The 13,787-nt window shown below is 36.1% G+C and carries 14 protein-coding genes; all 14 read right to left on the reverse strand.

Translation table 11 applies throughout. The features are described from left to right. Position 1 precedes the first annotated feature (1 nt). The 14 genes from QF042_RS00370 to tssD (QF042_RS00435) all read right to left on the reverse strand — a co-directional run bounded on the left by QF042_RS00370 (position 2) and on the right by tssD (QF042_RS00435) (position 13,671). Positions 2-799: a hypothetical protein gene (locus QF042_RS00370; RefSeq protein WP_307524210.1), complete on the reverse strand. Its 798-nt coding sequence runs from the start codon at positions 797-799 to the stop codon at positions 2-4. Between the two features lie 133 nt (positions 800-932). Further along, positions 933-1,328: a type VI secretion system tube protein TssD gene (tssD, locus tag QF042_RS00375; RefSeq protein ID WP_025141860.1), complete on the reverse strand. Its 396-nt coding sequence runs from the start codon at positions 1,326-1,328 to the stop codon at positions 933-935. A gap of 127 nt (positions 1,329-1,455) precedes the next feature. Then, positions 1,456-1,851 (reverse strand): type VI secretion system tube protein TssD, encoded by a 396-nt coding sequence (gene tssD / locus QF042_RS00380; protein WP_131528876.1) that lies wholly within the window; start codon positions 1,849-1,851, stop codon positions 1,456-1,458. A 335-nt stretch (positions 1,852-2,186) separates the two neighbouring features. Then, positions 2,187-2,732, reverse strand: coding sequence for a hypothetical protein (locus QF042_RS00385; protein ID WP_307524218.1), 546 nt, complete (start codon positions 2,730-2,732; stop codon positions 2,187-2,189). 172 nt (positions 2,733-2,904) lie between these two features. Continuing rightward, complete coding sequence (locus QF042_RS00390; protein WP_307524220.1) at positions 2,905-3,264, reverse strand: hypothetical protein; 360 nt, start codon at positions 3,262-3,264, stop codon at positions 2,905-2,907. Positions 3,265-3,289: 25 nt separating this feature from the next. Beyond that, complete coding sequence (locus QF042_RS00395) at positions 3,290-4,066, reverse strand: hypothetical protein (RefSeq protein WP_307524222.1); 777 nt, start codon at positions 4,064-4,066, stop codon at positions 3,290-3,292. Between the two features lie 5 nt (positions 4,067-4,071). After that, positions 4,072-4,767: a hypothetical protein gene (locus tag QF042_RS00400; RefSeq protein ID WP_307524224.1), complete on the reverse strand. Its 696-nt coding sequence runs from the start codon at positions 4,765-4,767 to the stop codon at positions 4,072-4,074. A 12-nt stretch (positions 4,768-4,779) separates the two neighbouring features. Then, positions 4,780-7,380: an OmpA family protein gene (locus QF042_RS00405; RefSeq protein WP_307524226.1), complete on the reverse strand. Its 2,601-nt coding sequence runs from the start codon at positions 7,378-7,380 to the stop codon at positions 4,780-4,782. Positions 7,381-7,383: 3 nt separating this feature from the next. Further along, positions 7,384-7,863, reverse strand: coding sequence for a DUF4280 domain-containing protein (locus QF042_RS00410; protein ID WP_307524228.1), 480 nt, complete (start codon positions 7,861-7,863; stop codon positions 7,384-7,386). A 3-nt stretch (positions 7,864-7,866) separates the two neighbouring features. Continuing rightward, on the reverse strand, positions 7,867-8,823 hold the full coding sequence (locus QF042_RS00415) for a hypothetical protein (protein ID WP_307524230.1): 957 nt from the start codon (positions 8,821-8,823) through the stop codon (positions 7,867-7,869). Positions 8,824-9,251: 428 nt separating this feature from the next. After that, a complete protein-coding gene (locus QF042_RS00420; protein ID WP_307524232.1) occupies positions 9,252-10,892 on the reverse strand; it encodes a hypothetical protein in 1,641 nt (546 codons plus the stop codon). 7 nt (positions 10,893-10,899) lie between these two features. Then, positions 10,900-11,064, reverse strand: a complete 165-nt coding sequence (locus QF042_RS00425; RefSeq protein ID WP_307524234.1) for a hypothetical protein — start codon at positions 11,062-11,064, stop codon at positions 10,900-10,902. A gap of 1 nt (position 11,065) precedes the next feature. Beyond that, positions 11,066-12,931 carry a type VI secretion system Vgr family protein gene (locus QF042_RS00430; RefSeq protein ID WP_307524236.1) on the reverse strand — a complete coding sequence of 622 codons (1,866 nt, stop codon included), beginning with the start codon at positions 12,929-12,931 and terminating at the stop codon, positions 11,066-11,068. 344 nt (positions 12,932-13,275) lie between these two features. Next, a complete protein-coding gene (gene tssD, locus QF042_RS00435; RefSeq protein ID WP_025141860.1) occupies positions 13,276-13,671 on the reverse strand; it encodes a type VI secretion system tube protein TssD in 396 nt (131 codons plus the stop codon). Positions 13,672-13,787: the final 116 nt, after the last annotated feature.

Consider the following 13,787-nt stretch of genomic DNA (forward strand, 5'->3'; position numbering starts at 1 on the left):
CTTAATGTCTTGGAATATAAATTAATGTTCTTTCTTCCATTCGCTTTAAAATAACTGCAGCGCCCATTTGTTTTGATACGGCTTCGGCATCGAATTTTCCGTCCGACACATATTTTCCTTTTGTATACTGGTTAGAAAAACTCCATAAATAGGGAGAATTGATACTATGATATTTGTAATAGCCAAAACCGTTGTAAGCCTCTAGCTTTCGTAATACCGTTGGCAGATTCCAATTGTTAATCTGATCAAACTTCATCAACTTTAATGCATCAATAGCACTTTCTTCGAATGTAAAGGGTGGTGGGTGCCCAACTTTTGGACGATTTGCCGGAACACGAACAGTATAACCTGTAAGTGGATCTCCATTATGAAGGTGTTTCTTAAAGTCAAAACTACATTCTAAATAATGGGCACAAGCGATGAAATACCACGGTATTTGAGAAGAACCCGTCTGAAAATTCGTAAATAACGTATCAAAAGGATTTTTAATTTGAAATGGATTCTTCTTAATTGTGTTTAAAAAAGAATCTTTTGGCTGTTTAAAGTCAAAAGGATCCGTTGCTGGAACTATACTGTTAAACCCAAAAAAGGAGGTATATGGTTTCGATAATGAATTTCCTGCTACCTGATTAGAAATATCTACGTACCTTGTTTTGTTGGCATTAACATGATCATCAATGGTTTTATCTAGTGTGCCAATTTTAGTTGCATCTATAACACAGTCATCGAACATTTTAATGTATTCAAGATCTGTTGGCTGTGATGGCTTTACAATTTTAAGCGTTTTCTTCTTTTTCATAAATAATGAAGACGAGTAAACTTCGGTACCGCAATGAAAATTAAGGCTCATTATAATAATGAGCCTTAATTTCTTTGTAAATATTTAAGTATAGCACAAACCTCAAATAGTGGGTTGGTGTTACATATCATGATTAAGCTTTAGGCCAATCGTTTTCGTGTTCGGCATTGCCCAACTTTAGCTTACGGGCCGATACCACAAAACTTAATGTCATCGGTGTATTGTCGTTTACCGCAATGCCCTCATTATACTGAATAATGTAGCCATCTTCGAAAGACAGCTCCTTCATTTTTGCATCTTCTTCGCCTTTTTTGAAAACCAATGTTCCTGAAAGTGGTTTGTACTGGTTGTTAACCATCGATTCGATCACAGAAGTATCTTCCGTTGATTCGATTTCGATGTGGATGGTACCACCATAAACACCTGACGATGGACGGCCTTTTGCGTCAACATCTCTATTTAATGAAAAACTGCACTGTAGTACATCAAATTCTTTTGATCCTAAGTTTAAACGGGTTTTGAATGCCATTGTAGTAAGTTTTAATGTTTTTAAAATGAATGAATTCTTGCGAGCATGGAGCTTGGCGCATGGCGGTTGGCGTTTACTTGCCTTATACCCTCAACCTTACACCCTCTACCTTTCTGCCCTCAGCCTACTAAGCTTTTGGCCAGTCGTTAAGGTGCTCGGCATTTCCTAATTTAAGCTTACGAGCTGAAATCTGGAACTTAAGCGTCATCGGGTGATCGCCCACAATGTTGATCCCTTCGGAATACTTAACAATGTAGCCATCTTCGAAGTTAACTTCTTTCATTTTGGCATCTTCCTCTGTTTTCTTAATCAGAAGGCTTCCTGTAATGGGTTTGTACTGGTTGTTTACCATCGCCTCGATAATTGAGGTGTCTTCGGTTGATTCGATCTCAATGTCAATGGTACCGCCGTAAACTCCGGAAGAAGGTCTTCCTTTAGCATCTACATCGCGGTTTAACGCATAGGCGCAATGAAGCACATCGTACTCCTTGCCCGAAAAATTTAATCTAGCTTTGAAAGCCATAGTTTTAAAATTTAAAGGTTAAAAAAATTTAATTATTGTAGCCTCCGCTACGTTAAATATAGACCAAATATTAAGCCAATTATTGTGTATGTTACTCATATATAACGAGTAACATAGTCGGTAAAATTTAAAAATCTTGGCTCACGTTATAGAAAACGCAGATTATTGCAAAGAAAAAAGGTGTATTTTTTTTGAAATTAATTTCCGTCTTATTCCTACTACATGCAATAGCTCAAAATATTGTAGTATTTTTGGACAAGGTGTAACTTCTTGCGACAAAAATTCATTAACATATATTAAAAACAAATCCATTTAAAATATAATTAATGACTCGGTTATTTAAAAGGATGGTCGATATTTTTATGATAACCCATAATTACGCTATCTTCAAAAGCTTTTTTGGTAATGATATCGAGTTTAAAGTTTAAACTATTGTTTGCAGGATCGAGTGTTAACCGATATAGGACATCATTTTTTACCCATGTAGTTACCTGTGGGTAATCAACAACCACACTGTTGAAATCATTTTTATACTCTTTATAATATTCGGGAAAGCTTTCTTTAAGCATTGCCTTGGTTTTGGCACTCAACGCCTCGGCTATAATGTTGTTTACTGTGGCACTATCTGGTTTCCCGAATGTTTTTTTGAGATACTGTACGCTGCCGGCAGTATGCTCTGCATTAACAGTAAACGTAGCAAACGACAGCAGGTTGTTATAAGTGGCAATAACTGCCCCAAATGAAGGGCTAATCGCTGCACCCGCGAATTTAAGATTGGCGCTTTCCTTTCCGTCGAAAGAATATTTAACAACTTTTTCGCCCTTATCAACTGTTTTAAGACCGCCATCTGAAACTTCGATATGTCCATTCTGGTTTTCCACCCGTGAAGCATAACCGTTTAAATCAATATCCAGTGGTTTATTGAAAAAGGTAACTGCGCAATATCTATAACTTCTTTTTTACATGCAGTTGTTAACATCACGAGTAGCAAAGCGGATAACAATAATTTTATTTTCACCTTAAACACTCCAAGCAGATAATTATTATTTTCAATTATTTAACTCTTATATATTCAGATTTGTCTCCACCAGTTTCAATAACTAATATGTCCCCTTTAAAAGAATAATTAGAATTAAATTCCTTGTTCGATGTTGCTTTTCCTTTATAATAAATTTTATCTTTAGTAAGTCTGTAGGTCATTTTTGAAGCAACTTGCTCTTTCCCTTCTCCTGTTTTTTGGATAAATTCACCGTTTTTGGTGAATTCTATATACATATTTCCTATGGATTTACCTGTACTACGATCTTTCATATCACTTGACCAATTGCCTATAACTTTGTTTTCTAGATCCTTAGTCTGAGCATTACAGCTTAAAAAGGCAAATAAGAATAATATTAATAATGTTCCTTTCATAATTTTTATTCCTGGCAATGTGCATCTAGCGGATAATTTCGAACCCATTATTACCTTTTGGCAGGTGTATGTAAAAAGGGAAACCAAACTCTTCATTTGCTCCCTTTTTGAGGTAAGAAATAATAGGGCTATGATTCTTTCTTTTTAGGTTTAACAATTTATTCTGCGCATAAAATTCTAATTTGGTTTGATTAGGAAATTCTTGTAAAACATAATCTTCCTCTGCCAACATAGCGAACATATTTTTTAACGCGCTCAAATTATCTTCTTCTAAATACATGGAAGTATCCGTTTCCTGATATCTCTTTTTTAACAGAGCGGATAATTCATCGATTTTCTTATCCCTGAAAAGAAGGTATATGCTGCGATAAAAATCATTAACAAGTTTTAAGCTATTTTCATTTTTAATATCAATCATCTGGGATGCTACCCAACCTAATGTTTGATAAGGTACTTCAGCTTTAAAAACACCTCCTATTTTTAATTCCGGCAGCTTTTTTTCATTTAAAGCCGGAGCATCTAGTTTTGTTATTGTCTGTTGATTATCAAAATTACCATTTGCCGAATCCAAAACGTTTATTTTTATCTGAGCTTCGGCGTTAGGGTTAATCAGTTCACCTTCAACAGGCTTTAAAACAACACTAAAACTTTGATTGCCGCTTGATAAAATAAAGTGGTTAATCGGATATTGAGAATGGATGCTACCTCCTTCGGTATGGGTATGAACAACTACATCGTTTACAATGAGATCAAAATTTGCCAGTGAAATATTGTATTCCAGTAAATAATATGGTTCACTCATAATGGTTATTTTTTAAAAAGATGTACATACGGACTATCATATTCTTTTAATAGCGGCTTAGCATATTCCTCAACAATGTGATCCATATATGCCTTTTTAGTTATGATCTTAATTGACATATTTAGGTTAGCATTAGTAGGATCTATAATCAGTTGGGTTAATATATCATTTTTGCTCCAAAACAATTGTTGGGGATATTGCGTAGCCTTATTATCAAATTCATCAGCAACTTCTTTAACAAGATGTGGCATAAGGCTTTTTAATAATGCAGGTGTTTCCTTTTCGTTGTCATCAAATTTTCTTTGATTATAAATAATGGAATCGGGTGTCGAATAGCTTTTTAGCATATCCTTAAGTAAGTTCGCAGCATCTTTATTATCCGGATGTACACTGATAAAACTCACAACGCCATTGTAGGTTACTACTTTCGTTTCTAAAACTTCGGCTATTTTAGCTTTGTCGAAAGTTACATTATCGTTCCCTGCAAAAAAATAATAAACTATCTTTTCTCCCTTATCAACCAACTGAACACCATCTTTTGTTGGTAGTTCAAAGCGTCCCTTTTGTTCCGTTATATTTTTGGTAAATTCAGACAAATCTACATTGGGCTTTTCGGCAAGGACCAAATCTTTTAGGTCAATTTTTTTTGGACTGCAGCCTAAAAAGATTAAACAAACTAAAAAAGCTATATTTTTTTTCATGAGTATATAAAATTAAACCAAATAATGTTTCTTAAATTTAACATCGTCTTTTTCAACAAGAACAGCGTCTCCATCAAAGCTAAAAGTTCTCTTAATAAAACCAAACTTAATTGTTGTAGCTGCAACAAAGGTGGCTTTTATGCCTCCGAATTCTGCTATTGGAGCGACGAATACTCCTTCTTTATCGGCACCTAATTTTACGCCTCCGGTAACGCTTGTTTTAGCATCTGCTTTTACAATCCCCGAAACCCCCATACTACCCGTTTCGGCTTTGGCTGTAGCTTTAAATTCGATATTGACCTTGAGCTCACCGGTAATTTTGACTTCACCAGTTGTTTCTTTAGGGAATTTAACATTGATGATGGATTTCCCTGCAATATTAAGCGCTCCGCCTACGGTAATCAAAAAAGTTATCTTAACATATTTGTTCATTTTATCCTTAATCCAGGTGAGTACTTCACCAGCCCCCGGACATATAGCATTTCCACCATATTTTAGAACAATATCGATTAGATCTATACTGAGAGTGGCTTCTATAAGCGGTTTTGTTTCTGCGCCGATTTCGACAATCTCTCCAACAACTTTGTTTGTTTTTTTTAAATACCATTGAGCAGATACCGCTAAAACAGGTGCCTTCACTTCGAACATGAACCTACCTTTGGCCAAACAGGAATTAGATACCCGATCTGCCATTTGCTTAACCTGATTTATAACCCTCAGGGTTTTAGCAATACGTTCTGACCACTCTTTACTAAATTCAACCTTTTGCTTTTTACCTGCTGAAGTAGTCCATTCTCCTACAAATGATAGCTCAAACTTTTGAGCCATCTCACCAAAGTTTTCAGACCAGCCGGCATCTACTGCAGCGCCTATTGCTTTCTTTTTTGCTTCATCTAATTCGTAACCATATAACTTATTACCGTAGGTGTAGGCAAAGGGTTGGGTATGCGACCATTTAAATTCTATGGTCCATTTAATATCAGAGTATACATGTATAGCAAATGTAGGATTGTTCTGAACAGAATAATACCTGCAAGAATGGATATGAACTATGTAATTATTCATTAAACCATCTCGTTTAGGCCAAATGTAATTTAATGGAATAACATTGAACTTACTCATTGTTGATACTGCCGGAACTGTAATTTTGCCCTCATTCTCAGCTTTTACATCAATGTTGATTAATTTGATGGTTTTATTATGCTTTTTTCGGTCAAAACAAGCTTTGGTATCGAATTTTACAGGTTCTACGGTAATATCTTTTGGTTTATTGCCAACAATAGTTTCATAAATAATAGTTTGTGCATTATGCCCGTAATATTCAAAAGCAATATCTACCCTCCGGTTATTCTGATAGTCTGCCTCATTTCTATATTTAATATTATCGCGCCCTTTATTATCGTCTGTGGGGTTTACCTCTCCATGTCCTGCCGTTTTGATCAGATTAGGATCTAACTTTCCTTTGATAAAAAACTCTTTTACTGTTTTTGCCCTGTTTTCTGATAATACATTGTTATGGTTCTGTTTACCGATTACACAAGCAAAACCATCAAGTCGAATAGTACTGTATCGATGTTCGAGCAAGAACCGCAATATATTATTAAGCTGCTTAAGACTTTCGGGTAAAAGTTCCGTGCTATCAAATTTAAAAATAATAGACTCTAACGTTTTTTCCCGTTTATCGATAACATTTTTAACTCCACTTCCATTATCGAAAACAAGTTCGGGTTTACCGCCTTCTTCTGTTACATTAATTTGTTCAAACTTGCATAACTCAAACCTTGCCTCGTTTTTATCAGGCTGGTAAATGGTAACCGGTGTTCTGTTTTCGGGTATTTCTACTACCTGCGATTTAAGTTTATCCTTTATCCTTAAAAAACGGGCATGGGCCGTATCACCCTTACCACCTGTATCCTCAATATATTTACCAGTTACCGGATGTACCACACGTACATAAAACTCCTCAACATCCGCTCTATCATTCATAGAATGATACCATGCATAAGTATTCGGGATTTTCAGGTTAATTTCACCGTCTATTACACTTACCCTATAAATTTTACGGGTTACCTCATCATCTTTTGGCCATAAACCCATAGCGGATCTCAGTTTTCTAAACACCCTTACTTCTACGTTATCGTAGCCATTTAAGCCTTCGGTAAAGAGCCTGAGCCAGATGAGTTCTCCGTACGAAAACTGGTAAGTTTTGCGCACATCTGCTCCTCCTTCATTTTGAGTCCACCTGCTGTCTACTATTTTCGCAGGCGATTCTCCTCTGATCTTTAAGCCTGATTTACTATCAAAATTTCCACTCCATGTTGCTTCAATATACCACAAATATGGTCCACATAATTTTTTTGGTATCCGGTAACCATAACTAAAACTGCTGGGTATTGTTTTCTGAAGATCTATAATGCTTCTTTCGTTAAAAACGGCCCATTTTACGTCTTTCTTTTTATCCTGTTCGGTAGTACCAGGCTGCCATTCACCTATTTTAAACCAAACATATTGATCGGGAGCTACTACCACTAACTGACCAGGTATAGATCCTTTATTGGCATTATATACTTTACCTTCGCCGGTCCAAATAATTTTCTTTATTCCCTTTGCCATACGTTATGCTTTAACACTCGCTTCTACACCGTTAAAATTATTTGCAGATTCATCTAACGATTCTGACATAGGGTTGAGCTGTGATTGTACGTCCTTATTTGCGTTATCAAAGTTTTGTTTTGAGGCCTCTGCTTTTTGACCATGTTGAATGATCTCAATGCAATCGGTGCCTCCTATAGGGCAGGTAGCTTTACTATCTTCAAGCAAAATTTTCCCACCATTGGTAAGTATGGTATTTTCATAAAAGCCCGACCATTTTGTTACCACTGCATTACAGGGTTTATTGTACATTTTTGAGCAGGAGCCAAACATATTTTTCTCGAAAGTTGCACCAATATCTTTGGTAGTCGCAATCGATTTCTGGCTTCCATCTTTATCATTCGCATATTCTTTGGTATGTGTAAGCACTTTTAATTTATCTGGTGCCGATCCAAATTTGCACATGCACTGTGCCCCCTGAACTACAATATGTTTCTCTGCCATGTGTTACTTATTTAGTAAGCGGTCCCAAAATCCTTTTCTCGATGTTTGTCCATCAATCACCACCATTTCTGTTACCGGCACACCCGTAACATTGGTGTCTAGCTGGAAATCTCGATCAAATTCTTCTCCACTTTTTGGGATCACCGTAATTTTTACCTTCACTTTTGATATAATCGGTGCACCATAACTAAAATCAGAAACCACCGAGATGATCCTTTTGTATTTAGGATGTAAAAGGTAATTCCCTTCATAATCGCCTGTAGCTCTATTTGCGATATACAAATCATCTTCTAAAGGCTTAATGATGCCATTATGCAATAATTCTATAGCACCAAAACTGTTAGTTTGTCCGCTTAGTTTTTCTTCTGTTATATAGCCTTCAACATTAAAACCCTTTGCTATCGGAAATTTATATATCGATCCGGAACTACGGTGCTGTCCATATTCTTTATAAAGCGGTTTAAAAAAAGTCTGGATAAACCAATCGTTTAATAATGCGATCTGTATGCTATCCGGATTGCCGAGCAGCTTTTCCATCTGTTCGATATAATTTTCAACCAAACTGCCTTCAAAATCGCTAAGGATTTTATTTTTCACTGATTGCCATCTTTTTAATATTTCCGCATGGTTGTAAACAGTTTGGAAACCTCCGTTCTGATCAACAGTAATTACAAGTGGATAAAATACTTTCCCAGCAGCGTAAGCCAGGCGATCGGCTACCAGATCAGGAAGGATTTCGTTAATGAAAACATCTCCTATGCGTTCGATCTGAAATAAAGGCTGCCCCTCTGGCCCAGGTTTTAAACGGGTTACCAATACCTCGTACTTTACTTCGTTGCTATCTTCTTCGCCCTCGTTAAAAGTGATTAAAACACCATATTTTACAGACAGTTCTGCTGGCCATTCTAAACGAAGGGCATTTATACCTGAATAATATATTGTTTTATTTGAAATATCCATTTTATTCCATTTGTAATCTATTTTATAAAAGGATATCTAAACAGTTCCAAAATTGGAATGATTTAGGGTACATGAATTTTAAAAATCTAGTAACTGACTTATAAATGATTTCTTATCTTCAATATTATAAAACACCATGTGCAGGATAAACCAGTAGGATATCACTACAAATGCAATAAATATTAAACTCATTACGAGTGTTATTATAAATGGGTTCTTTATTTTGTTTAAACAAAAAACAACCAGTAGAAATATGGTTGTACTAATTATTCCAGCCGGCAGCCCTACACGGGGCAATACCATTAGAATCGATTTGGCATCAAATTTTAATAAAATATGGTCGTTTATATACCAAAGGCTTATACCAATAGCGGTAACTATAAACATTATCAGACTAATGATGATTATTTTTTGGGAATTTTTCATTATTATTTCTTTTTATATCCTGTATTTATTCCTGAACTAAAGGCTCCCCGTAATCCTTCTTCAATTTTTGGCCAAAACCGGGTATGGCTTAAACTATGCGACGCCATTGCCAAATATGGTATTGACCCAGGTTTTTTATCTAATTCTGTAATGTTTTCATCTCTTTGTGCCACCAGATCTGCATTGTATTTCGTAACGAATTCCGTATATTTTTTCAGGTTTCCCCTTAAAACCTTAAGCTGTGCATCCAAATTTCCCGTTACGACATATTCAGCATAATTGATATAATTGTAAATATTGGCTAGTTGAACAGGTTTAATAAACTGACTAAATAAACGCATTAACATATCTTCCAGATTATTGGAATGCACTGCGCTTTGTGCCCCTTTTAAGAAAGTACCGAATTGAGCTCTTTTGTTTCTGGAGTGATAAGGATCTTCATCAAAAATGGGAACATCTAGAATCGACAATCCTTTGGTCTGTTTTTTTGGAGTCCAGGATGTTTCGTCAATGCTGTCAGTTATCCCTCTTTTTTCTCCAAAAATATTTGCTAATAAACTTAATAAATAGCTGTCCTTTGGGCCGCTTTTAATATGAAATAGTGCATTTAAAACTGTTAAACCCTGGCTCAAATTCAGATTTGTTGCCCAGGTAACTTTATCGTACCCTTTTTTCCCCCCGTTATAATTCTTATTTACATCGTAACTCCATAAAAGAAATTTATTTAATATACTTACGAATGAATCCTTTTCTTTTTGTAAGCTGGAATTTTCAATTTTCAGTGAATTAATGTACTTGATAAATTCTGATATGATCATATTGATTCCTAAAAAAGCTGTTGCCATTTCTTTCCATGCAGCAATTGCTTTTTTTTCAGAACGCAAGCCCTTAAGATAATCTGTAATAACTTCGTGTTTTACACTTTTAACAATTTTTATACCCCGCTCAAACTTATCCATCTGGAAAGATTTTAATAACCCTTCCATATTGACCAAACTAAAATCTGCTACGAGTTGCTGCGTTAAATCGTATTCATTATGTACATTAATTATTTTACAAGCGCTATGTAATTTGGTATGATTTAACTGGTGCTTCTTTTGAAAAAATGGCGTTGATAAATAAGTAATACTTTTAATCTTCCATAATTTAGGAAATTCAGTGAATTTATTTTTTTTTAAAACTTCAGACTTCGCTATCATTTCTTTACTCGTAATAAGCTCTGTAAATTGGTTTATTACATTACCCCCATGCGAATGTCCGATTAAATGCAAATGAACTTCTTGATGTCTCCAATTTCTGTATGTTCGTAACATTACATCCATTAAACGCTCTGCTGCAATATTTCTTTCTTTAGTATCATTGTCTCCAGACCAACTAAAAAAATCGCCCTCAATATGTAAATTCAGATATTGAAATTTTATTTCTTTTATTTTATTCCAAAAATTATTTACACTTTCTGCTGTTGCTTTATGTGTTTTCGCATCAATACCCCTCCAGTACTCGGTATTTGCCTGGTGTTTTAAGCCTGCCGTATTTACAGGATCTGTAGTACCGGCAACAAACATTACAATATCAGCAATAGGTTTATTTTTTGTAGCCTCAGGAATTACAAACCTCGGCTTCTTAAACATTACATTCGTCATAGCCTGTTTATTTACCGGTGATATTAATTTTTTTGTTGGATGCTAAAATCAAATTTTCCCCTACAGCAACAATTTCCACCTTTTCGGCACTTTCTATATGTGTTTGCGATGTTGAAACATATTTATCCGAGATGGTAATCAATAAATTTCGAGCAGTTTTTTTGATGGCCATATTAAAACAGATTTGATTTTTCGGCACTGTTAATTTCTACTGTTTTTTCAGAACTCTCCAGTAGCATATTTTCCTTGGTACTAAAGATGGTTACCTTTTCTGCGTATTGTGTTGAGTCCTGAGCGCTTCTTGTATAAGCCTTTTCTACCAGCTCAGTTTTATTATTGGCCGTTTCTCGCATATCACCAGTAGCGCTGATGTTGATATCTTTGCCTGCAGTTTGTATAATATCCTGATTGGCGCTTGATGTAATGTTCTCACCTGCACTTTCTGAAATATTTTTACCTACACTAACATCCATATTCTCCCCTACATTAATCTGCATGTTCTTGCAGTTTAGGGTCATGTTCTCCAAAGCTGTAATGGTAATATTATTGCCTTTGGTATCAATATGGATGATGTTATTGTGGATATCCGTAATTTTTATGCCCTGGCTGTTTGCATCATCATCAAACTCTACCAAGTGCCCACTTCTCGTAATGATACTTTTTAGATGATTTTTAATTAAAGGGCTACTATCTACACTAGAGCTGTGGTAAACACTACCCATAACCACCGGACGGGCAATGTTCCCTTCCTCAAAAGCAATCATTACCTGATCGTCTATCTCTGGTATAGCGAAATATCCACGATTGTTGCCTCTATCGCCTATACCAGCACTTGGGGTAACCACACGCAACCACTCCGTAACATCGTTGGTTAAACATTCCCATTTAAATTTCACTTTAATGCGGCCCTGGCCCTGAGGATCGTTGTTATCAATCACATCGGCCAATTGCATATCGGGCTGTGGTTTTTCAAATTTTTTCACCAACAAACGCTCGGTTGTGGCTATTTTTCCTTCAAAAGTGTTGTGATATTTGCCATTTTCATCTATATAATGTTTAATGCTGGTGATGAGGAATTTGCCTAAACTCTCTGAGGTAAAAGCCAATTCTTTACGAATGCTCATGGTAATTTCGGCGATGCCACCAATACTTAAGCCTGCATTATCTCCTTTAGCCGTTACTTTTAGCAACTCGCTCACGTTGGCTTTTTCCTCATTTTCAACATGACTGGAGATATCACTACTATTATCAACCCGGATAAGTGACGGTTGGTTAAAAGTTTTACTAAAGGTTAAATTAGAAGCTTTAACTGCATGTGATAAATCAGGAATACCATCTACCTTACCTGTGCTCTCGCTCTGCAGCATTTCGTCCTGTTTAGGATTGTAAGAGAAGCGCTTATTCTTGATCGGCGCTATTTCCATGGCATATTGCATTTCCTGTACATCTCTGCCGTAGAATAAGGCTATTTCTTTTTGCGTGTTGGGCTTGCCAAAATTAAGCTGCTTACCATCGTAGAAAAACCACTCATGGTACTCTGCCGAAAGCCGGTTTAGAAATGCAAAATCACTTTCTTTATATTGAATGATATAATCGATTGATGATGTTCTGGAAGCATTTGCAACAACTTTTAAGTCATTGGCTGGTGTATCTTTTGTTGCTAATTTTACAATCTCATTTAAATCTTTATCCAAATAAGAACCAAGGTCCGGTCCGCGATCGATCAGAATAGTTGGGCTATAACCACTCACGATCAAAACACCATGATAACCATGACTTTGAGACAACTCTACCTTCGAAACCAGGCCTACAAAATTCTGCATCGCCTCTGGTGAATGGCCAAAAGACGCAGTTAAGGTTTTACCCACAAAATCGCGGCTATCATCTAAACTGATCAGCCCCGGGGCACCCATTTGATCATGGTTAAAACGCAGTTCGAAATAATGGTGTTCGTTAAAAGCCTGTTGTAGGCTGAAGGAAGCAAAATGGGTAATCTCCTTATCCTCTATATTGATTTCTGCAATGAGTTTCTTTTCCATATTGATTAATCTTGATCACAAATTACCCTAAGCTAAACCCGGTTGCCGAGTTTTTAATGCACGCCCTTTCCAATAAAAACGAATGCATTTTTATATATGGCATGTTCAGATGAATTTTGTGTGTGGGTGCCGAACCAAACATTTTACCAGGATGGTAATCGTTTTTTACTACAATATATTTGCATTGGTTAGACATAAGCGAGCTTTAATAGATGAGATTGCCATGTGGAGATTGTCCCAGGACTGAAAGTATTAATTTTAAATGTTTTAGGTAGATAAAAAATATAAGTGAACTAAAAGCGACCGATATAAACCGATCGCTTCAGTTTAATTACGTTTGATGATTAAGCTTTTGGCCAATCGTTTTCGTGTTCTGCGTTGCCCAGTTTTAGTTTACGGGCCGATACTACGAAACTTAATGTCATCGGTGTATTGTCGTTTACCGCAATACCCTCGTTATACTGAATGATGTAGCCATCTTCGAAAGACAGCTCTTTCATTTTTGCATCTTCTTCGCCTTTCTTGAAAACCAATGTTCCTGAAAGTGGCTTGTACTGGTTGTTAACCATCGATTCGATCACAGAAGTATCTTCCGTTGATTCGATTTCGATGTGGATGGTACCACCATAAACACCTGATGATGGACGGCCTTTTGCGTCAACATCTCTATTTAATGAAAAGCTGCACTGTAGTACATCAAATTCTTTTGATCCTAAGTTTAAACGGGTTTTGAATGCCATTGTAGTAAGTTTTAATGTTTTTAAAATGAATGAATTCTTGCGAGCATGGAGCTTGGCGCATGGCGGTTGGCGTTTACTTGCCTTATACCCTAAACCTTACACCCTCTACCTTTCTG

It is taken from the genome of Pedobacter sp. W3I1 (assembly GCF_030816015.1).
Taxonomy (GTDB): Bacteria; Bacteroidota; Bacteroidia; order Sphingobacteriales; family Sphingobacteriaceae; genus Pedobacter.